The organism is Candidatus Binataceae bacterium (assembly GCA_035294265.1).
Lineage (GTDB): Bacteria > Desulfobacterota > Binatia > Binatales > Binataceae > DATGLK01.
This window is the reverse complement of sequence record DATGLK010000063.1, coordinates 40131-62701: the sequence shown is the minus strand read 5'-3', so window position 1 is coordinate 62701 and position 22571 is coordinate 40131. Positions and strand designations below refer to the sequence as shown.

Sequence of the window (22571 nt, the reverse complement as noted above, 5' to 3'; positions counted from 1 at the left end):
CAGCCGCTACAAAACAGCTAAGGGCATGGACTTCCAACTGAGACGGCGGCCTGACTTTCACAACCGGCGGCGGATTGCACCTCCCAGCTTGGGGCTGGACTTGACTAGGCCCGGGTAAAGCTCGATCCTCGGCGTTTGCGGAGAGGTTCGGGAGTCCGGCTTAACCGGCGTGACTCGAAATCACGTGTGCCCTTGTGGCACCGAGGGTTCAAATCCCTCCCTCTCCGCCACTTCAGTTCCTAAGTGGGCACTGCGTTCGCGCCACCATTCGCCACGAACGTCTGGAGCAGGCGGGACTTCGACCCCATGATGCGGACCTCGCCTTCGGCGACTTCGACGCGCTAAGCGAGCGAGCGCAGATGGTCGCGTCGCCAGCCGCCGCCTTCGAGCCGGATACCGTTCGGGCTCGAGCAGGCGTTCCTCCAGATGGCTGGCGACCCAAGTCGTCGAACAGGTTAGCGAACCATCGCTCGCACACCTCCACCTCGACCTCCGTGACGGGCAGATGCTCCGGCCAGTCATCGGTGACGGTCCAGGTCGAGAGGTCGCGCTTCGGCGGCTGACCGAGGGACGGCCAAGGGCAGCCGGGCAAAATTTCAAGCTGCTACCGAGACCGTCGGAACCGATTTGAGAACAGGCTGGGGCATGTCGGCAGTGCCGCGCCAGCGGACGGAAAGCAGAATGGCCCATGATTGCGCCGCGACGGCGCGCTGTAGCCCACTTCCAGCACCCGGGCACCTTTGAGCGGGCGTCCCGTATGCGCCATCAGCAGTCTGCCATAGCTTTCGACGTCGGCGATCGCTCCCACGGCCCGCGCCGGGGTCGCGCATCCCTCGCAGGCGGATGAGAAAGATACCGCGAGTTCGCTCTTTTGGCGCAAACCTATCGGCGCCGACGATGCCGAAGCCGGAACGGTAGAGGGCATTCACTAATAGTCCAGCGATTTGCCGCGCCGACGCTGGCCCGCGCCGCATCCGTCGGCACCGCCCGCTCCTCGCCCGCGCACTCCGATTAACCTCCTCTCCCGATGGGAGAGGACGACGCGAAGCGTCAGGTGAGGGTCCTTACCACGTCCGACGATCTCTGGAGGCCTGGTCCCGATGCGTTCATGGCAAAAGGATTGCGTAGGGCGCGGAATTTCTTCTCCGCTGACCCTTGCCCGCGCCGCATTCGCTGGCACGGCCTCTCCCATAGCGAGAGGCGAATCCCGGAGAGGAAGGGAGAGGCGGCGCGCCCGCGCCGGGTGAGGGTCGTCCTTGTGCCTAAATTGCAGCCTGCGCGGGGCCACGCAAACGCGGCTCAAGAATCTCAACGGCGGCGCGATATACTTCATCGGGGGTGATCGACAGTATGCACTTCTTTCCGTTGGCCACGCATATCTCGAGACCGCACCCCGCGCACGGCACCGAATGGTAGATGACCTTGTGCTGCTTCCCCCAGGGGAACCAGGCGCCAGGCAGCTCGCGCGCGCTGAACACGGCGACGCACGGTACGCCGGCGGCAGCCGCCAGATGCATCGGACCGGAATCATGCCCCAAATGCGCGATCGCCCCGCGAATAACCGCGGCGCTCTCGCGCGGTGAGAGCTTTCCGCAGAGGTTGACCGAGGGACCTAGCCAGCCGCTCGCAGCAACGTCCGACTGGGCCCGCTCGTCCGACGAGCCGATCAATGCTAACCCGAGTTTGGGGTAGCGCATAGAGATGCGTGCCAAGGCGGCCTTCCAATTCCCCGCTCCCCAATCGTTCGCCGGCCTTTTCGTCCCGACACAGGCCGTGATGAACATGCTGCCGCCGGGGAATTGGAGCGCGGATCTGGCCGCGGCCATCTCCTCCGAGGTGAGGTGCAGGTCCCAACTCGCTGCGCTGTCAAGCCTGGCATCCCCAAGCTTGCCGACTAGGCGTGCTAGCCGCTCAGCGGCATGCTCATGGAGGCCGTCGCCTTTACGCAGGTTACTTTGGGCACTGAAGGCGAGAGGAACCCCGACCATTCGGCGGATTCCGCACAGGGCGAAGAAAAGTGCGTCTCGATAGACCGCCGAGCCTTTTCGTGGCTCCATCAAGTAAACGAGCACCTGCGGACTCCACGCGCGCAATTCCTTGAATAGCTTCAAGAGCGCGGACACGTCGCGCAAGCCCACCGGGTAACTGAGGTAGTGATGGATCAGTCCGGCACCGTGCAGCACCGCCTGGGCGGGCGCAGCTTTTCCCACGACCGGCTTATTGGTCAGCATCAACCGCTCGGCGTCAGGGAAGACCCGCGCGATCAAATGCAGCACCGGCAGCGCGACGACGAAATCGCCGAGGCTACCCAGGCGGTAAATCAAAACCCTCGACGCGCTTGAGCGGCCCGCGATGGAGGAGGGGTCCATAAAGGCACGGCCCGGGCTGGGTAAGTCGGGATCGGCGCTCAGACCAACGCGAAGCCAAAGCGTTTCGCGATCATGGAGGCCCAACCCCGCAGTCCGCGACCGGGCGCCTTGCCACCCGCCTGCTGCAGCCAGTCTCTGACCGGCACGGAAAACCCGGTCTTGGGCCGGGCGAGGAGCCTTTCACAGCCGTATTGACGCAAAATCGGCGCCAGAAAGTCGGCCTTCTTCATCTTCGGCCGCGCCGCTACCGCAGGCATCACTTCCTTGAGCACCGGCAGGTCCACCATCGGCATCCGAATTTCCACCGAATGCTCCATTCCCGCCCAGTCGGCATCGCGCAGCAGCTGGTTGCGCATGTACCAGGTCATTTCCAGGGCAGCGACCCGTAGATGGTCGCCCTCGATGTCTGCGGTGGTCTGCTCCATCATAGCCACAGGATCGAACTCCGCCAGTCCGCGCTTGACCACTTCGGGAGGCAGCACCGAGTTCAGTTCCCACGGCATGAACAGGGCCCGCTCCAGGAAGTAGGCCGCGCCGTATGATCCGCCATACTCCAGTAGCGAGGCGTACTTGGGCGAGGAGATAAAGCCTGCGATCGGCGCGGCGACGTGTCGGAAACCAGCGCGCAGCGGCTTAGGGATGGGCCGCGCCAGCTTGGCCAGCACGGCGGTCCGCAAATAGCTGGGATAGCTGCCGAAAAGTTCGTCGCCGCCCAATCCCGAAAGGGCGGCCTTGAGCCCCAGCTCGTGCGCCGCGAGGCTGACGAAGTAAGTATTGACCCCGTCGATACTAGGCTGATCCATCGCCGCGAGCAGGCTTTCGGCCCGCGCCTCGAAGTCGGCGCGAGTAACCCAGCGCGTATGATGGTTGAGGCCCAAGCCCTTGGCCACCTCGCCGGCAAGCCCAGTTTCGTCGGCGAGGGTGCCGGCGTAGTCCTTGAAGCCCAGAGTGATCGAGTGCACCCGCGACAGTCCCGCCCTCGCCGAGAGCGCGGCGATCGTGGTCGAGTCGAGACCGGCGGAAAGAAAGACGCCCACCGGCACGTCTGCCATCAAGTGCGTGCGTACGCTCTCGGCCAGTGCCGGCTCGCAAACCGCCGCGACATCTTCGGCAGGCGAGCGGTAACTACTCGCTCCGACTTGAGCGAGCAGGTGGGAGATGTCGCAAAAGCAGTCAAGTTTGCGCGCGCCACTCTGCTCGAGCGTCAGGTAGTTGCCAGCCGGCAATGCTTTGATCTTTTTGTGGACGGTCCAGGGATCGGGCACGTAACCAAGGAGAAAAAATGCCACCTGGGCGGCGTCGTCAAGCTCCGACGCAACACCACCGCCGCGGATTAGCGCCTTGACCTGGGAGGCAACTCGGATGGTGCGGCCGTCGTCGGCGTAGTAAAGCGGCTTCATCCCGAAAGGATCGCGCGCCAGAGTTAGCCGCCGTCGCCCCCCGTCCCAAAGCGCAAAAGCATACATGCCGCGGAGCTGGTTGAACATACCAAGCCCACGGGCGGCATACAGATGGAGCAAGACTTCGGTGTCGCAGGTGGAGCGAAACCGGAAACCCTCACCCTCAAGTTCATGGCGTAATTCACGATAATTGTAGATCTCGCCATTGAAGCTGATGACCAGCGAACCGTCGGCATTAGCCATCGGCTGCGCCCCGGTCTCGCTCAGGTCGACCAAAGCCAACCGCCGATGCGCCAGCCCGACCCGCCGGTCCTCAGACATCCAAACCCCGGCCCCGTCCGGCCCGCGCGCGATCATGGCGTCGCGAATCTTGAGGATCTCGCGCTCATTGGCGGACGGCGCGCTCGCTCCATAGGCAAAGACCGCAGCCAAACCACACATAGGCTCACCAAGCGGCGCAGTTGCCGCATTTAAATGCGGCATACAGCCACATCCTCTTTAATTGTCAACCGCCGGATATCGGCTCTATTCCGCACGCGATTCGCGACTGCCGAGAGCGAGAATCCTATCCTCCGCGCCCAACGGCCGTAGCGTGTGAAGGCTGCGCAGATCGAAGCCGAGCTGGGACATCTCAGCCACGATTGCGTCTCTATACTCGCGATCACAGCCGTCGATCAGCACGGCACGCACCCGCCCGCTGGACAAGGTGCGCCGCGCGCCACGCAGTACCTCGTACTCGTGACCTTCGACATCTATCGTGATGAAGATGCGCTGCCGGCCGCCGAGAAATTCGTCCAGTGGCCGTGCTTCCACCATGCGTGTCTCACGTTCGATCTGAAAATGGCTTCTTGCTACCCCAAAGGTCTGGCTGCCCGCACCCTCGCTCAACCGAAGCTGCCGGCGCCGATCGGACAAGGCAAAATTGTGGCATTCGGCGTCGGGGTAGCTCGCCATGGTCTTCACTAGCCTGGCGAAGGTGTCGGGATGAGGCTCGAACGCTATAACTTTGATGCCGGGCAGGATGCGCGCCATGCTAGCGACGTTGGCGGACCAGGCGCCGACGTTTGCGCCGCAATCAACAAACGTTGCGTCCGGCTCCAACAAGCTCAGCAGGATCATCAGCATGGGCATCTCTTACCGCAAGTATCGAAGCCTGGTCGCCGCGCGCCCGATACGATACACGCCAAGTTCCTTCTGGCAGTGAATGTAGGCGGGCGCAAAGCCGAAAGTATAAAAACCCTCGCGAGCAGGATAAACCAAGCGGCTGAGCGCGCGGTGAAGCCGTGGTTTTAAGAACACCGCTCGCCAAAGAAGATAGTCGTAAAGCTTCGCCGTCACGCGCATGCGTCCGCCTCTGAATCCTCCGCAACGGGCGAACGGCGACGGAACGTCCGCAGAGCACCACGATACAGCTCGGCCAGGCGTGCGCCCGCCCGCTCCCAGGAAAACTCCGCCTGCACCAGCGCCCGCGCCAAGTGGCCCATGGCTTGCGCCCGCGCGGGATTGTCGAGCAGGCTGGCCATCGCCTTCTCTATATCCCCGATATCGAGCGCCACTTCCACGCCCGCGCCAGCCGCGACGATACGCGGCGCTATGTTGACGTGTTCGGAGACCACTACCGGCAGTCCCGCCGCCATCGCCTCCACCACCGCCACGCCAAAATTCTCGCTGCGCGAGGGCAGCACGAAGAGCTCCGCCGAGGCGAACGCGCCTGCCTTCGCCTCCCACCGCACCATTCCCGCAAACGTAACCGCATCTTCGACCCGCAATTCTCTGGCTAGCGCACGGATCGTGCGTCCATAACCGCCGTTTTCGGGCCCGGCGATCAGCAGATGCAGATCTGGCCGCTGGCGCACCAACTTGGCGAAAGCCGGGATCAGCAGATCTAACCCCTTCTTTTCGTCGAGCCGCCCAAGAAAGAGCACGACACGCTTTCCCTTGCACCTGGGCCACATGCTCTCGGCGATACTCCGGTCGGGCGGCGCAGCGGGCGGGACATCGACGCCCAGCGGTACCACCACCCCCTGAAAGCTCCATTTCGTCATTCGGGCCAGGCGCATCTCTTCGTCGCTAGTGAAATGGACGGCGGCGGCGAAGGCCAGGTTGCGCCGCTCGAACAGAGCCTCGTAGCCGGCTTTAACCAGCCGGCGCTGCCGGAAGTGATACGGGTCGAGCGTGCCGTGGGGACGGAGAATATAGGGTACCCGGCACCGCCGGCAGCACCAGGCTGCCACGGCAGCGGGGAAATTATAGAGGGAATGGATGTGCAGCAGATCGAAGTAACGCACGCTGTGAAAGAGAGCTCGCGCAAACGGTAGGGAGAAGCGAAACCGCCGCGGCGATAGTTGAGGCGGGAAGAAAGTTGTCGGCACACCCTCGAACTCCCTTCGTTCGCGGAAAGGAACGTCTAGAAATCCATCGACGTCGACATTCGTAGTAAAGATCTCGGCCTGGACCCCGAAGCCCCGCACCGCCCGGCACATCCCCAGCACCGCGGCGCTGGGACCGCCGTAGCCCGGGGCGACGGACTGAATCACGTGCAGGACCCGCAGCGGGCCCTCGCTGCCGAGCCTGCCGCCGTTGGTCGCGTCTATGGAGCTATGCTTCACTCAGCTCCTTTGCAGCAGCCGAATCTCGTACCTCTTGGCCGAGACCTGGTACCAATAGCAGGATTTGAGGACCTGGTAGATAAACCCCGGCCGTCCATCGAGGAAACCAAGTCGCCCGATGTAGGAATAGAGAAAATAGACGAACGGTTTGCCGGGCGTCTTCAAGAAGGTACGCTTCAACCAGCGCCGTCTTTGAATCTTGTCGCCGAAAAGCCGCGGCACCACCTCGCCGCCGTTCAGATCCCCATACTTGGTCAGAAGCAGCGCTTCCCAATCCGAATAGATATTGTGGCGAGCGAAAAAATGGTGCAGATCGTCGTTGTCCCGGTGGATCATCTTGTTGCGCAACCTGCCGACCTGGCCGTTGACAATCGGCTGCTCGTGCAGCTCGACGTCGTAACCGGTTACGTCGGGAACATTGACCGTTTCGTAGCGGGCGACGGCATGGCGCATGAGGATGAACTTCCAGAGCGGGTCGCCATGGCGGAGAGCCTTACCCAGGAAATAGTAATCATATCTGATCTGAAAGCCCGCCTTGTCGGTATTGGCGCAGACCCGCTTGATCTCCTCGGCCAACGGTGGCGTGACTTCCTCGTCGGCATCGACGATCAGTACCCATTCGTGTTTCCACGGGATGTTTTTGAGCGCCCAGTTCTTTTTGCGCGGCCCTTGTCCGTCCCAACGGAATTGCGCAACCTTGGCTCCTAGTCCCTGGGCGATCTCCACCGTCCGATCGCTGCTGTTGGAGTCAACTACCCAGACGTCGTCAGACCACGCGAGCGTCCGCAGGCACTTCTCGATGTTCTTCTCCTCGTTCCTCGCGGGAATGAGAATCGATATGCCTGCTTCGGGGCCCGGTCGCGACAAATCCATTATTTATAGGCTACGCAGAAGAGGTTCTGCGTAAATATCGGCCGCGCGCCGATCTGCCCGGTTTCGATCACCATGCAGGCGCGAAGCGTCAGATGGATCGTACGCCAGAGCGCCAAGCGAACCACGCTGGTAAAGCCGTGGGGAATCGGGCCGTCCTCGAAACATTCAATCCTCGAAAATCGGTATGCCGTCAGCAGTTGCCGCAGCGAATGCTGCGTGAAACAAAGCTCATGGGTGAAATCCCCGTAACGTACGCTGCCGCAAAACGGCGACTCGCCGTTGGGGCAGTGGATGATCCAGCGGCCCGTCGGCTTCAGGACTCGGGCGATCTCGCCCGCCAAACGGCACAGCTCGGGCTTGCTGAAATGCTCGATCAGATCCAGGGAGACAACCGCGTCCAGGTTTTCGTTTGGCTCCTTCGCGAGAGCCTCGAAGCAGTCGGCCTGGGTTACGTTAGCGACTCCTGCGCGATGGGCGGCAGCCACTTGCTCGGGCGAGATATCCACGCCGCGGATGTTTTCGTACCCCGCGACCCTGGCATGATGAATCAGAGCGCCGTAGCCGCAGGCCAGTTCCAGAATGGAGGCATCACGATTCGGCGGAAAGAATTCCGCGATTATTCGCCGGCAGTAGGCTTTGCGCACCCCGATGTGCACTCCGACGGTTTCCGCGCTCTCCTCGCCCTGGCCCGTGAGATACGATTGATAGATCGCGTCACGATAATGCTCCGGAGCAGATGTGAGCCGATAATCAGGCTTCATACTATGCCGGCACGGATAGAGGGCGGGGGCCAAGAAGCCGGGAGCCCCCGTTAAAGCCCTGTGCCCACGCAATCGCGTGGCGCTCACGCAACCGCTTGTGTGCGCGCAGCGGACGCAAAGTAGCGCCGAATTTCCTCAGCTACCCGCGCAATCTCCACCTCTTCCAACTCTGGAAACATCGGCAGCGAAAGCATTCTGGCTGCGAGGCTCTCAGTTACCGGAAAATCACCTTCTCGATAGCCCAAATCTCGATATGCGGGTTGCATATGTATAGGAATTGGGTAATGAACGCCCGTTTCGATTCCCGCCGCTTCGAGATGCTTCTTCAGCTCATCGCGGTGATCGGTCGTAACTATAAACAGGTGGTATACGTGGGTGGAATCCTCCGGGCACCGTTGAAAGCCTAGATCGCCAACGCCTTGAAGAAGATCGCGATAGGCTGCGGCATGCTTCACGCGTCGCTGGTTCCAGCCTCGTAAATACGCGAGCTTAACATTGAGGACTGCGGCCTGGAGCGAGTCCAGACGTGAGTTGAAACCCTTAACCTCATGCTGGTATTTAGCGCGCTGGCCGTAATTACGCAGGGCCAATGCGTGTTCAGCAAGCGTCGGATCGTCGGTAACGATGGCACCGCCATCACCGTATGCTCCTAGGTTTTTCCCTGGATAGAAACTGAAGCAGCCTATCCGCCCGATCGTGCCGCAAGCTCTGCCATGGTACAAAGTACCGTGCGCCTGAGCGGCGTCCTCTACCACAACAAGTCCGTGACGCCTGGCGATGCCGACGATCTGATCCATATCTGCCGCGAGGCCAGTTAGGTGGACTGGAATGATCGCGCGAGTTCGCGGCGTAAGGGCCTTTTCGACCTTGTCGGAATCGATCTCGAACGTGTCTGGCAGGCAATCTACAAGGACGGGAGTCGCGCCCACTCCGCTCACCGCAAGTGCCGTGGCTATGTACGTGTTCGCTGGAACGATTACCTCGTCCCCAACGCCTATGCCGCATGACGCGAGCCCGAGTCGTAAAGCGTCGAGGCCGCTCGCTACGCCGATCGCGTGCTTCACTCCCAGAAAGGCCGCAAATGCCTCCTCGAACCCACGCACGGCCGGTCCTAAAATAAAGCTTCCATTTCGCAACACTCCAGCGATTGCAGAGTCCACTTCATGCTGAATAGCCGCGTACTGCAGCGTCAGGTCTACAAACTTAATCCTATTCATGGAAAGGGCAACACCTGTTCACGAGTTCACTCAGTGTCTGATCCACGGATCGGCTAACGACCCGCCAGACGGGTTCAGTCACTTTTTTTCTACAGTACCGCATCTCGTCGTCGGGGCGCGTTACGAACTCGAGCCGGATCTCCTCGAACGACCGCGCGAGACGCTACGTCTCGAGTGACCACCGCCCCCGCTCCAACCATCGCTCCCTCTCCTATTTCGACTCCGCACATGATGACCGCGGCGCTGCCGATTGTTGCCCCCCTCCTGACGACGACACGCTCCAGCTTCCAGTCTGCTTCCGTCTGAAGGGATCCGTCGGGATTGGTAGAGCGCGGATAGCGGTCGTTGATAAACATGACTCCATGTCCGACGAACACCTCGTCCTCGATATCGACACCGGAGCAGATGAAGGAGTGGCTTTGTATTTTGCACAATCGGCCTATTTTCGCCCCTTGCTGAATTTCTACGAATGGTCCTATCCTGGTGTCGTCCCCGATCTCGCATCCGTAAAGGTTGACGAACGGCGATAGCCGTACGCGATCACCGAGCTTCACGTCGGAGCTGACGCGCATTAGTCTCAAAGAGGATTTCTGAGATCTAGGTTTACGCATTATCCCAATCCCTATCTTTCGAAGTGTCTCCGGAGTTCTGGCGCACGTTTCGCCTGAGCGATCAAGCTGCCCGGAATACCGATTGGGCGAAATCTCTATTTTTTTTAACGGGGCGCTATCGTGTCAGTCCGGCATCAATGTCAATCCGCCTTCCGGCGCGTAAGGACGCAACGGCGGCCTCAACGGTCGCCATCACCCCGACGCTGAAATCTCCATTGGCGCGTTCGACTCGACCCTTCAGAGCGCCCTCGACAAAAAACCGCGCTTGCAGTTTCAGCGGCTCTTCAAGGTTGAGCTTGGGAAGCCTGACGTCACCGTCCCACGTGTCAACCCGAAGAAATTCTCCATACTCACGGACATCCGGAGTGACGGCCGCGCCGCGATCGTAGATCGCAATAGGCGTGCTTAGTTCAAGGTCGTCCCAGGTGGCCATCCTCCGGGCTCCTACGACTGAGATCTGCCTTACCTTTCGAGGGTTGAGCCAGCTAACGTGGATCGTGCCGAAGATCCCCTTGGGATATTCCAGGCATACCGTAGCGACGTCCTCGATGTCCTTGCGAATGAACGCTCCGCCCGCGGCGAGAACCCGCGTGGGCACGGCGTCCAGCAGCCAATTGAAGATCGAGACATCGTGGGTTGCTAGATCATACACGGCGTTAACATCGTTCCGGATTGGGCCCAGGTTCGTGCGTACTGCGGAGAGGTGAAAGAGGTCGCCCAGCTCTCCGTTCGCGATTAGCGTACGTAGCTTCGCGATCCCTGCGTTAAACAAAAATGTGTACCCTACCATCAACACAAGCTCGCGCTCACGCGCTATCGCATTGAGCTCGCGCGCCTCGTCGGCCCGGAGGCAGAGCGGCTTCTCGCACAGCACGTGTTTACCGGCCAGCAAAGACCTGCGAGCCAATTCGTAGTGCGTGGCTGTGGGCGTCGCCAGAACGACCGCGTCGATGTCGCGCGAGTTCAGAACCTCAATGGGTTCCTGCGACAACCACAGGGAGGGTACAAGCTCGAGCATACTCCGCAGCCTTACCGGGTCACGATCGACCGCGGCGGCGACCTGAACCCCGGGCAGACGCGAAAATGTACGAATATGGTTGGGACCCCAGTATCCGCACCCGACCACCGCAATTTTGAGCACTTTTCTTATCACCTATAGCTCGTACGCTGGCCCACCCCGTCGGTTCTTACGCTCGCGTTAGCGCCTTGGGTCAGGGCGCGGTGGCTGGACTTCGGCTGCCGTGGGCGGCCGGCAGCGCGCGCAACGCGGCCAACACACCCGCGACGCACTCCTCATAGCTCCAGGTCGAGATTATTTTTTCTGACGCCAGTCCCATTTCCCGAACGGTAACCGGGTCCCTCGCGAGATCTCTCAGAGCCCCGGCTAATGCGTCGTCGTGGCCGAAAGGCACCACCACACCGTTCACCCCGTGCTTAACCAAATCGGTCGTCGCTCCAATTTGGTCGCTTGCAACTACCGCGAGGCCCGCGGCCATTGCCTCGTTAACGGTAAGCCCCCAGTCCCCTTTATAGATTCCGTCAGGCCGTACCATAACGTCGCTGATGGCGTAATATTTCGGCATCTCGCTCTGATTCGCAAACCCGACAAACCGAACCTTTGATTCTACGTTAAGTGCCGACGCCGCCTGCTGTACGCCGCGTAGTTCTGGTCCGTCTCCAACCATCAAAAGGGTGGCAGCGTGCGGAGGTCCTGACTTAGCAAACGCCTCTACCAACTGACGGGGCCGCTTGAGCGGTATCATCTTCGCGGCAAAGAGGAAAACCACATCCTGTCGCGGGATGCCGAGTGACTCCCTGACCTGATGTCGTTGACCGCGCCATCTCGCTGTATGGGTCAGAAAGTATTCATTATCGACCGTGTACGGTACTGGGAATATGCGACTCGGCGGTACGCCGTAGTGCAGGAAGAACTCTCGGTTGTCCGTGCCTATTGCCAGCGCAGCGGTAAGACGACGCATCAGCATTCTTAGCAGAACGGGCTTTACTACTCGAATAAACGCCGATCGCCTGACGTGGCGGTCGTATCGCAGCGAGGCTTCGGTCCGGCAGAATAACGGCGTTCCCGTCGCAGCAGCAGCGCCGATCGCCATCGCGTGGGTAATGTGCGCATAGCTGTGAATCCACAGTGCGTCGTAACGACCACGAAATATCGTGGTTACTATACCGGGGTTTATCAACGACAAGACGCCGCCGGGCCCACCCCGCCGGAAGTTTGCGAGAAAACGATACCTATAGCCCTCCAGTAGTGGAACATCCCAAACGACCTTTTTGCCGAAACTGGGATCGAACGCTCCGCCACGGTCGCAGTACAAGACCGTGAGATCAACCTCCGGCTCCCGCGCGAGGCGCCGGTACAGAGGCGCGAAGTACTGTATCGGGTGCGAGTTGAGAACGGCGAGCTTCCAGCGGCGCCCGGTAGCGCTCTTCCGGGTTCGGTCTACGCACGCGATCGCTGTGTCTATGCTGAAGCTATCGGGCACGACTACTCCGTTACTTAAAAATGGCCACACGGCGGAGGGATAGCATCAGGCGCGCCCCACCCGGACGATCACCGTGAGGGTCAGCCGCATCGCTAAATCCGGAATGCGCGCCGACATCATAAAGCGTCATTCCGCGCCTGATGACCTTTGCTGAGGCTATCTGTTTGCCGCTTTCGTAGGTTCCGAGCCAGCAACTATGCACGCCTGCGCCCACAAACCACTTCACGCCCCTGTTAGGGCCCGCCCTGACCGTTAGGGGCAGCGGGTCCAGGACGAGATGGATAAGACGGGACGCGATCGCACTGCCTTTGATCATTGTGGCTCGCCGATCACCGCGCCGCCACGTTTGCGTCAGCCCGTCCGAACGCGGCCTCGGGACTTCCGCCTAGCTTGAGACTTGCGCGCACCAGCGCTGCAAGTCGCTCATGATATTTGCTCCACGAGTACTCCTCGGCCCGCTTCCTCGCGTTCAGGCTCATCTCCCGCCGGAGATCGCGATCGCGGATCAACCGCTCGATGCGGTCGCGGAGGGCATCAACGTCACGGGGCGGAACAATGAAACCCTCGATCCTGTCGCGCACAACGGAGCCGCTGTTGGGCGTGGTAATTACCGGCAGTCCCGAGGCAAGGGCCTCGTAGGTTACAAGCGCGGAGCCGTCCAGAAGCGAGGGGTAAACGAAAAAATCAGCCTCGCGGAGCAGCCGCGCGAGTTCAGTCCGCGGAACGAAGGGCACATGCTCAAAGACAACACCGTATCTATCAAGCAATCGCGCGTCCTCGGCCCTCCCGCCTATCAACAACAATCTGCACACGGATTGTTGAATCCCCTGGAAGGCCTCAAGCAGGTACGTGACGCCCTTGCGCAAGGTGAGCTGGCCGGCGTAGACCGCTGTCAACGGTTCACACGGCTCGCGCCGCGCTGGCGGATGAAACAGGTCCAAGTTGGCACCGTAGGGAAGCACCGCGACCTTGTGCGCCGCCACCCCGGTCCTCAGGAGCGAGTCTTTTACAAAGTCCGAGCCCACGAGGATCATATCCGCCTGCCCGATCTCCTCCCGGCACAAATCTATCAACTCGCTGGACGGCAGCTCCTCGCGAAACTCAGCGGCGTGGCGCTCGTTCTCTTGCCGCAAAAGTTCGATGTCGTGACAGATTGCCTGGTCGAGGATTTTTATGGCGCCCACGTGGGAGGCGGCCTCGAAGACCTCGATCGCTGCGGAGTCGTAGCAGAGCACCGCTGCGGGCGCCGTTGACAGGACCCGTTTCGCCACCCAGCGTCCGAAGAGCCTGTTTCGGAGGCGCAGAAGCCGGACCGGGATCCATGACGGCACCGGGGTCCGAGTGGAAGCCAGGTATATCGCTTCCAACAGAGTGCAGGTACGAACCCGAGCATCGTCGAGGCCCGGGCGTCGACGCCCTTTGAGTACCCGAAGCGTCCGGTTTCTGATTCGCTCAGGCAGCATCGGCAAAACGCGCCCGATGCCGTGACCTTCCTTGAAGTACAGTCCCGTTATGTACTCCCGGAGCAGCCCCGCCTGCTGAAGGCCAACCGCGGTCTCATAGGAATGCTGGGTTCCGGGGTGAGCGACTACGACGCCTGAACTTGGCACCACCTTCAGGCCCGCGCCGCAAAGAATAGCTCGCTGCCGCTCAGATCGTTAAGGTACCACATCGTGGCTGTCGGCGGCAGCTGTACCTCACCAACAGGAGATGAGCCAACCACCCTTGGTGACTGCTCAAACGCTCGATCCAGGAAGCGATCGTCGATCATGTTCGGATGAACCTCGCCCCACCACTTGTTCCACTCGGGATGGAGTGCCTTGGCCGGCTCACAGCCATTCGGGGTGAACGACACAAAAAGACCGCCGGGGCGTAGAAGCTTGGCTGCGAGGTCAAACACCGCGCACGGTTTTGGAAGATGCTCTAGTACGTGCGCGGTGAAGAAACAGTCGAAGGTGCCGGCCAGACCGAGGTCGGACACGGCGGCTAGGGGATCTTCAACCACCGCAACTCCAAGTTTATCCCGGGCGAAGCGCCTGCGCGTAGGGGCCACATCGAAGGCCACCACGGAATATCCGGCTGCTGACATCTGATAGCTTCCGTACCCCCACGAGCATCCAAAGTCAAAAACACGCGCTCCGACGATCAGACCAAGTGACCTGAGAACGCGGTTGTAGTACGTCCAGTCCTTTTCGGATCCGGCGAAATTTTCCCTGAGAAGCGCCGTCAGGAACTCGTCGGAGGGCATCTCGGTGGTAATACCTTGGGAATACTCGTGTTCGTAGTAGTCGCGATTCTTCGCAGGATCGTCAGTCGGCACACGGAAGAGCAGCTCGCACCTTCCGCACCGCCGAAGCCGCGTGACGAGGTACTTACGCGCCACCGTCAAAGCGTGGGGATGGCCACAATTAGGGCATGTGAGGCGCTCGGGAGCAAAAAGACCCTGTATGCTCCTTAAAAGGTAGGCCGTCTTACCCAAGACAAATACCTGGCGCGGGGCGGGTGGCGCTCGGCGATCGTTCTAAGGTTGCGGGCGCATGGCGCTCACGGTGCCGCCACGGTATCAATCGATTATGCCCGACAGCTACCAAGGCGGCCCCATGGTGATCAGCTTCAAGTTGGGTGGCAGCGGCGTTATCGGCGGCCCGCGTTGGGACGGCTCGGTGAAGCGAGCACAGCAATCCAAAAAACAGCCAATATAGCGAGTTCATAGGATCGAGGCTCATGACGGGCCCCTTGTAATTGTAGATGAGGACTACCGCCGCAAGCGCCGCTAGGGTATCGCAGTACGGCTTCAGGTCCGTTCCTGCCAGATCCTTGCGCGCACGTAGCGCGAGGAGCAAAAGGGCCACCTGAGCTGCGGTTGCGATGAAGGCCCCCTCGATTCCGAGCTCCGCCACCGCCTTTGCATAGAAGCCTTCGAAACCAACAAATTGCGACGGATCGTCTGTCGCTAGCCTTGCCGCACCCGTGCTCGATCCGACCCCTTTCCCGATCCAGGTCTCTCGCAGCGCATCTCCAATCTCATATGCCTGCGACTGAGCGTAGTTCTCGCTCAGAACGGCCTCCATGCTCGCTAGGCCGGCGGGATCGATTCCGCCTATTGACAGTGCGACGGTTAACAGCGCGGCGATCATGGCACCAGCCCAGAACACCCCGAGCGCGCCTCTCCTTAGGGCGTAGAAAGCGACCAGCATCAGCGGAATCATAACAAAGGTTGCGCGAGTGCCGGTCAGAAATCCAGCGACGCATAGCGCCAGAAGACTTAGGCTCCGCAGCTTCCGCCAAGGCATGTCGGTTTCGGCGTCGGCACAGCCCAGAACAGGGACAAACATGCAAAGTATGTAACCTAGGTACTGGGCGGGAAAAGCGAAGGTGGCGGGGATTCTCATCAATCCGTTGTCAAATCGAGAAAAATTCTGGGTCGCCGCGCTCGCTGCCGCGCCGTAGAAAAGGCTGATCGCCCGCTCATAGCCGATCGTCAGCGACAGAAGCCACTGCAGGATGCCGACCGAGCACGGAATCCAAATCAAGCCAGTCATCAGCCGCGATAGGCGCAGCAAGCTTGCGCGATCCCGAACATAGGCACGCCCCAGTAGTATCATAGGCACATAGAAGAGCCAGACCTTGAGCCCTATCAGAGTCGCAAGCGGGCCAGGACCCGAGGGGTTGAGCGTCTGCACAAGAACCAGGCCGACGAAGAGCAGAATAACCGCGCCAACCGATCTCGGTATGCCGGCCAGCGCGGACCCTAGCTCGCCGGACGTCGCGAAACCGATGTAGGCGGGTATCGCGAAAAGTATGTCCTTGATGAGCACCGCCCATGGAGCCGGGTAAAGACGCGCCTCGATCAGGCCCGCGAAGGGCGTGAACAAAATAAACAGCTCCAGCCCTAGCCGCCAACGGGGAATGACAGCGAACCAAGCGACAGCCGTGAGGAGCAGTCCTGCCGCTAGCCAGATTTCGCCCATAGACCCTTGCAGTCGGCTTTCAGCGCGGTCCTGGCTGGCGGTGACGCGATCACTTTTGAGATCGCCGCGATGGCCCGCTGTGCATCAATCGCCCGCATGCAAGGCGCGTAATCCCCGCTGCCGGGCGGAAGCAGGCGGCATGGCGCGTGACACGGAACGCAAGGCATGGTTGCCTGAAGCACGGCGCTCCGATCGTCCACGTACCCGAAGATTTCAACCGGGGTAGGACCGAAAGCCGACACAGTCGGCACCCCGAGAGCTCTGGCCGCGTGAATCAGACCTGTATCCGCACCAAATGCCACATCCGCCAGGCTCAGGCAGCTTAAGGACTGGCGCAGGGTGAGACGGCCAGCCGCAAGGTAACAGCGTTCAGCCGGCCAGTCGGCTTCGCCTGCGCGTCGCGCGTCTTGGCTGTCGCCCAGCACAATCACGGAGTACCCGTATCGCCACACGCAAAGCTGGGCTAGCTCCGCAAAGTTTTCGAGCGGCCAGAGCTTTTGAACGTTGCTGCCGCCTAACGCGAGCGCCACCAGCGGCTTCCTAAGGGACTGCCCGCCCAACAGGACACTGGCCTCGTCCACTTCGCTTCGGCGAACGAAGAGCTGCGGCGAAGAGTCTGTGACAGCGGCGACGCGAGTCGCACGAATGAGGTCGTGGAAACATGCGTTTACGTGCCGGCGGTTGAATTCAGCGCGGCGCGGATGATCGCCATGGTAGATGCAGGCGCTGTGCGTGAAAGGAAAGTCAAATCCAGCCCCGTTGTCATCATAGCCCACCTTGAAGCGCGCTCGAATGAACAGGGACGGCAGTATGGCCTCCAGATCGTTGTGCATGAAGAACGCCAAGTCAAAGCCGGGGCTCGAAAGTCGCCTCAGCCACGCGATCGTCCTCAAACTCCGCGGGTTCGCGCCAAGCCTGAAGTGGTCCTGGACTATTAGGTGATCGAGCGTAGGATTGTTCTCCAGAACGGGGGCGCTGGCAGAGTTCGTAACCACGGTGATCTCGGCTTTTTTGAAGATGCGTCTGACGCTGCGTAGCATCCCGGTCATGACGATAACGTCGCCAATGCCGCCGAATCTGAAAATTGCCAGCCTTCGAATTTCGTCGGGGCTGACAGGTCCCTTTTTCCCCGGTCCCAAAAGCGCAAGCGCCCTCAGGACTGGCCGCTTCAGCGCCTTCTTGAGTAGGCGGCTGCTCGAAGCCCGACTGCGGAAGTAGGGTATTGATACGACCCATCCGAACAGGCTGGCCAGCGTTTCGCCAGTTTTGACAGCGAGCAGTCGCGCATCAGTCGCCCTCGGGAGCATGAGGTCCGCTGGCGAGGCCCCGGTTGCAGCCCTGATTTCGACCAGTAGCCAGAGCGCGGTAAGCAAGTAGGCGGCCAGGGACACTCCCGCCGCGCCGACGATTCCATAGGGGCGCAGGAACAGCCATAAGCCGGCGGCGGTCGCGGCCAACGCCATCAGTTCGGCTCGCAGAACCGCCACGGGTCGGCCTAGGCCGCGCAATCCCTCCGAAAGGACCAGGTTGAAGCCAGCTAACCCGCCCGCCAATGCCAGAATCTGCGCCGCCCGCACCGCGGCCCGGAACCGGGCGCCAAAGAAGAACGGTATCCCGAGCCGTGCGCTCGCGAGGAGTAAGCACGCGATAAGCGCACCGATCAGAGCCGTGGTACGCGAAGCGCGCGCCAGCGCCTCTCCTTGGCTACGGGCCTCCGTCCTCCCGGCAATGTCAGGAACCACAACCGACGACAGGCCGTGAGCGAAGGGCGCCCCGGCGTTGCTCCACGCTACTGCCACCACGTATTGGCCGAGCACTACCGGCGGCATCAGACCCGCCATCAGAATCTGGTCGAGCTTGAGATTCATCATCTTGGGGACGAAGGCCCCCGCGGCGGGAAGCCCGAACTTGAGCGTCTCGCCGACTTGCCGGAGCGTCGGCCTAACAAGCCTTTCGATTTCGCGGCGCACCAGTGGTATAAGCGGTACAAGGGCCAGCCAGCCCAAGATCGCAAGCGCGGTGGACAGGACCATGGGGCGCCGAACGCCAGCGGCCCATGCGACGCAAAGAATCGAGAGCCACAGCAGCGCTGGAAATACCCTGATGGCGTTCCAGGCCGCAAAGCGGCCCGCCCCTCGGAGTACTTCGCTCGGCATCCCGATTAGCAGGTACGCCCAAATCGACAACAGGAAAATTCGCGAGCCAAGTACCACTTGTGCGCTTTGCGCCTTAAGCAGCCAGGGCATCGCGAGGAACCCAAACAGCGTGCAGACGAAGGCCCCGCAGGCGCCTATGGCGAGGGAGGCGGCTAGGTATGCGCCTCGCTCTTGCTGCACGCGGGACACAAAATATACTAGCGCCTCCGCGCTGCCCAGGAGGCCAAGCGAAGCTAAGGCGGTCGGCCAAGCCTGGATCGCGGCCAGCTCACCGCGTCCCTTCGGGCCGAGTAAACGCGCCGCGATTACGCCGGTGCCGACGCCGATAACCGCGATGGCGATGTTGCAGGCGGTGGTAACAAGCGCTGCGTCCCGGGGCTTCCAGCGCTGCCCAGCCCCTAGCGGTTTCACCGCCGGGCGATCCCTGGCTTCCCCGGTCATTTCACCAACACCGCTTCTATGGTGTCGGCGGGAAACAACGAACGCAAGCCCGAAGACTCGTACAGACCCCGAAACCAGGGGCTTGCGTTTACTGCTTTGGCAATTGGGCGGTTGAGCATGAAGGCGCGCCTTCGCGGAAACCCCAGCGCGAGCCGCTCCACGCGCGAAAACGAAAAATCAAAGTAATAGGGCCGCGGGCTGTCGTTCGTAAAGAACGAGAACGTGGCCGACGCGAAGAAATTTCGATGCGTAGGGTCTTCAAACATCGAAGCGGACGTAAAGTGAGGGACCTCGAAAATCGCCCTTCCGCCCGCCTTCAACACCCTGTGTATGTCCCTCAGCAGCGGGACGAGCGGGACCACGTGTTCGATTACGCTAAGGCAAAGGACCTCATCCGCGCATTCGCTGGCGAACGGCAGAAAGCCCGCGGATAGGTCTAGGACCACGTCGACGCCGGGCAGACGAGCGATATCGGCGTTGACATACCCAGACCGAATATCCGTGCCACAGCCGAGGTTAATCCTCAACGCGGCACCATCCGTCCCTCGCCTGGAGGCGAGAGAGCCTGCCCCGGGGAGCCCCGGGGCGGCGAACGGGGCGGTCCGTCAGGGCCGTGTGAGGGTACTTTGCGCTGACCTCGTAGATATCCATGTCCTGCGCTTTCGTGTGCCCGCGAAGAGAGCTTGCGGCAGGCAGCGGAATTTTTCTTTGACGACCCTCACCCGCGCCGCATTCGCTGGCGCGGCCTCTCCCATCGGGAGAGGCGAATTTATTTCCGTCCCTCGCCCGGAGGGAGAGGCAATTTAAGAGGTGCCGATAAGCTCGGCCGGCCACTCAAACGCCCGTGCCGCGGACCACGGTCAGCGCCGTGCGGGCGAGGATCTTGAAATCCAACCACAGCGACCAGTTGTCGATATATTCCAAGTCCAGCGTGACCCAGTCGTCGAAATGGGAAACCCGGTTGCGTCCCCCGACCTGCCACAAGCAGGTGATTCCCGGCTTGATGCTCAGCTTGCGTCGATGCCACAGCTCGAAGCGCTCGAATTCGTGCGGCGCCGGCGGACGCGGCCCCACCAGGCTCATCTCGCCCTTGAACACGCTCCAGAGCTGCGGCAGCTCGTCCAGGCTGTACTTGCGCAGGAAGCGGCCCAGCGGCGTGATGCGCGGGTCGTCGGTAATTTTGAAGACCGGGCCGCTCATCTCGTTGCGCGCCGCCAACTCCGCCTTACGCGCGTCGGCATCGGCCACCATGGTGCGGAACTTGTACCCGGTAAACGGCCGAATCCCTTTGCCCATCACCCGCCATCGATAGAATATCGGCCCCGGCGAGCTGAGCTTGACCGCCACCGCGAGGAGCAGCAGCAGGGGCGAGAGCAAGAGCAGGAGAATCGTGGAGACGATCAGATCGATCGCGCGCTTGACCGCCCGCTGCCACGGCATCGGCGTCACTGCCGGAATGGTTATCGCGGGGCGGTCCAGGAAACTATCCAAACGCATGCGGGACAGAAGCTGCGGGTCGGAAACCGCGTAATCCGGCAGGATGCGCACGGTCAGCCCCACCAGATCGCAGTAACGCATCAGCCCGGCGCCATGGGTGCCGTTTGCAACCTCGGGGCTTAACAACACCTCCTCGATCGGGCTTTTCCAGATGAGCTGGCGATAATCGGCCAGACCGCCGGCGACCGTGACGCCCTCGATCTCGGCGGCGGCGGGCGGGTCGGCCAGGCATCCCCAGACCTCCATTCTTTGTTGCGGATCGTCGCGGATCGCCCGGATGGCGCGGGCCGCGGCCGCGCCGCCACCCACGATCAGCACGCTGCGCCGGGTCAATCCCATCCCGCGGCGGATGCGCATCAGCTCGACGATGGTGGTCTTCTCAACGACCAGGGCGGCGGTGCTGAACAGCCCCTCGCTCAGGATGAAGATACGCGAGAGCGGGTTCTTGGTCGCGTAGAGGTAGAAAGCGACCAGGGCGGTGCTGACCACCCCGGTCTTGAGCACCTGCCAAGCGACACCGAAGGGCGAGGCCTCCAACAGGCTTGAGTTGCCGGCGTTCAGATTCAGCACCACGACCCAGGCCGGCACGATGACCACCAGCAGCCACATGTAGGTGCCCAAGGGCCCGAGCTGGAAGGGCGCGATGCCGAAGAAGTTGCGCGCTACCATCGGCGCGCCCCAGTAATTGAGGATGAAGGCGGCCGTCAGCGTGATCACGTCGGCGATCAGCAGCAGCCGATAGGTCAGGTCGCGCTCGGCGTTCATGGCAGCAACAGCGGAAATTCTATCTTCTGCGGCCCCTCACCCGCGCCGCATTCGCCGGCGCGGCCTCTCCCATCGGGAGAGGCGAAGTCGTTCGCGGCGCTTTCAGGCGGCCATCCCCTCCAGCACCCGCTCGAAATCGGCCAGTACCACCCGTCGATCGAACATCCGCTCGGCGGTGGCGCGGCCGGCCGCGCCCATCGCACGCGCCAACTCGGGCTGCGCGCGCAGGGCCATGACACCGGCGGCCAGGGCGCGCGGATTCTCGGGTTCCACGACCATCCCGACCCGATGGCGATTGATGAACGTGCCGGTTTCGCTATCCTCGCTGACCGCGGCCAGGATCGGACGCCCCGCCGCCATGTAATAGAGCAGCTTGCCGGGAAAGACGCAGTCGGCGACCCCCTTGCGCTGGGTGACCACCAACGCATCGGCGGCGCCCAGTTGCGCGGGCAGCATCTCGCGCGGCTGCAGCGGCAAAAAAGTCAGATTGTGGGCCGCCAGGGTTTGCGCCGCGTTCTGCAAATCGGCCAGATAGGGCCCGTCGCCGATGAGCAGGAAACGCACCCCCCGCTCCTGCGCCATCGCCGCCGCGGCCTCGACCAGGACCCGCAGCCCCTGCTTGAGCGCGATACTGCCGGAATAGGTGACGACGAAGTCGTCGACGCCCAGGCGATGGGCCGCGCGAAAGCCGTTGACTCGCTCGGCCGGCCGCATGAAGTCCAAGTCGATATAGTCGGGCAGCAGATCGACCTTGGCCGCGGGGACGCCCTTGGCGAGCAGGTTGGAGCGGAACCCCTCGCAAATCACGCCGATCCGGTCCATCCGACGGTAGACCATGCGCTCCAGCGCGTGGCCCATCCGGGCGCCGCGCCCGCCCGGCGCCAGCATCCCGGCCGCGACCGCGGCGTCGGGCACCAGGTCCTTGATCTGGAGGAAGACGCGCGCGCGCTTGAGCTTGGCCAGCGCCCAGGCGGTAAGGCCAAGCTGCAGCGGAGGCGAGATCGCGATTACCAGGTCCAGCGCTCCCGCGACCAGGCCGCCAATCATCGCGGAGAGCGCGAAAGACATATCGAACATGATGCGGTTGCGGGCGCGGCCCGGGCGCTGGGGAACGTAGAGATAGGTGCGCAGGACGTCGACGCCGTTTATCTTCTCGCGCATGAACAGCCGGCCGCGATAACCGTCCCAGATCTTGAAATAGGGGGCGACCGGAAAACCGGTCACCACTTGCACCTGGTGGCCGCGGGCGAGCAGATGCTCGGCGAGATCGGCGGTATAGGGGCCGATCGATGTGCTCTCGGGCAGATAATTAAGGCCCAGGATCAGACAACGCATTGGATTGTTAGGCGTTCAGGAACTCTTCACGCTCTATTTCCTCCACCATTGTTCGCCATGGGAGG

General features: G+C 61.8%; 16 protein-coding genes and 1 tRNA gene. 1 reads left to right on the top strand and 16 read right to left on the bottom strand.

Features of this window, described 5'->3' with window-relative positions; all coding sequences use genetic code 11:
• Positions 1–139: 139 nt before the first annotated feature.
• Positions 140–230 (top strand) — tRNA-Ser (locus tag VKV28_10800).
• Between the two features lie 1032 nt (positions 231–1262).
• Here VKV28_10800 and VKV28_10795 read toward each other — a convergent pair.
• The 16 genes from VKV28_10795 to VKV28_10720 form a co-directional block, all read right to left on the bottom strand.
• Positions 1263–2324: a glycosyltransferase family 9 protein gene (locus VKV28_10795; protein ID HLH77283.1), complete on the bottom strand. Its 1062-nt coding sequence runs from the start codon at positions 2322–2324 to the stop codon at positions 1263–1265.
• Between the two features lie 83 nt (positions 2325–2407).
• Positions 2408–4210, bottom strand: a complete 1803-nt coding sequence (gene asnB / locus VKV28_10790) for an asparagine synthase (glutamine-hydrolyzing) (GenBank protein HLH77282.1) — start codon at positions 4208–4210, stop codon at positions 2408–2410.
• Between the two features lie 84 nt (positions 4211–4294).
• A complete protein-coding gene (locus VKV28_10785) occupies positions 4295–4894 on the bottom strand; it encodes an FkbM family methyltransferase (protein HLH77281.1) in 600 nt (199 codons plus the stop codon).
• Positions 4895–5103: 209 nt separating this feature from the next.
• Positions 5104–6378: a glycosyltransferase gene (locus tag VKV28_10780; GenBank protein ID HLH77280.1), complete on the bottom strand. Its 1275-nt coding sequence runs from the start codon at positions 6376–6378 to the stop codon at positions 5104–5106.
• On the bottom strand, positions 6379–7251 hold the full coding sequence (locus tag VKV28_10775) for a glycosyltransferase family 2 protein (GenBank protein HLH77279.1): 873 nt from the start codon (positions 7249–7251) through the stop codon (positions 6379–6381). It lies immediately after the preceding gene.
• Positions 7251–8012, bottom strand: coding sequence for a class I SAM-dependent methyltransferase (locus tag VKV28_10770; GenBank protein ID HLH77278.1), 762 nt, complete (start codon positions 8010–8012; stop codon positions 7251–7253). The genes VKV28_10775 and VKV28_10770 overlap by 1 nt, the downstream gene beginning before the upstream one ends.
• An 83-nt stretch (positions 8013–8095) precedes the next feature.
• Positions 8096–9229, bottom strand: a complete 1134-nt coding sequence (locus VKV28_10765) for a DegT/DnrJ/EryC1/StrS family aminotransferase (GenBank protein HLH77277.1) — start codon at positions 9227–9229, stop codon at positions 8096–8098.
• A gap of 726 nt (positions 9230–9955) precedes the next feature.
• Positions 9956–10966: a Gfo/Idh/MocA family oxidoreductase gene (locus VKV28_10760; protein HLH77276.1), complete on the bottom strand. Its 1011-nt coding sequence runs from the start codon at positions 10964–10966 to the stop codon at positions 9956–9958.
• Positions 10967–11051: 85 nt separating this feature from the next.
• Complete coding sequence (locus tag VKV28_10755) at positions 11052–12341, bottom strand: glycosyltransferase family 4 protein (GenBank protein HLH77275.1); 1290 nt, start codon at positions 12339–12341, stop codon at positions 11052–11054.
• A gap of 329 nt (positions 12342–12670) precedes the next feature.
• On the bottom strand, positions 12671–13576 hold the full coding sequence (locus VKV28_10750) for a glycosyltransferase family 4 protein (GenBank protein ID HLH77274.1): 906 nt from the start codon (positions 13574–13576) through the stop codon (positions 12671–12673).
• Positions 13577–13956: 380 nt separating this feature from the next.
• Positions 13957–14661 (bottom strand): methyltransferase domain-containing protein, encoded by a 705-nt coding sequence (locus VKV28_10745; protein ID HLH77273.1) that lies wholly within the window; start codon positions 14659–14661, stop codon positions 13957–13959.
• A 151-nt stretch (positions 14662–14812) separates the two neighbouring features.
• Positions 14813–16312 carry a hypothetical protein gene (locus tag VKV28_10740; protein ID HLH77272.1) on the bottom strand — a complete coding sequence of 500 codons (1500 nt, stop codon included), beginning with the start codon at positions 16310–16312 and terminating at the stop codon, positions 14813–14815.
• Entirely contained in the window at positions 16294–18909 is a 2616-nt protein-coding gene (locus VKV28_10735; GenBank protein HLH77271.1) for a glycosyltransferase family 9 protein, read from the bottom strand. Before VKV28_10735 ends, VKV28_10740 begins: the two co-directional genes overlap by 19 nt.
• On the bottom strand, positions 18906–19436 hold the full coding sequence (locus tag VKV28_10730) for a methyltransferase domain-containing protein (GenBank protein HLH77270.1): 531 nt from the start codon (positions 19434–19436) through the stop codon (positions 18906–18908). Before VKV28_10730 ends, VKV28_10735 begins: the two co-directional genes overlap by 4 nt.
• Positions 19437–19743: 307 nt before the next feature.
• Positions 19744–21171 (bottom strand): sugar transferase, encoded by a 1428-nt coding sequence (locus VKV28_10725; GenBank protein HLH77269.1) that lies wholly within the window; start codon positions 21169–21171, stop codon positions 19744–19746.
• A gap of 102 nt (positions 21172–21273) precedes the next feature.
• Complete coding sequence (locus tag VKV28_10720; GenBank protein HLH77268.1) at positions 21274–22506, bottom strand: WcaI family glycosyltransferase; 1233 nt, start codon at positions 22504–22506, stop codon at positions 21274–21276.
• Positions 22507–22571 lie beyond the last annotated feature (65 nt).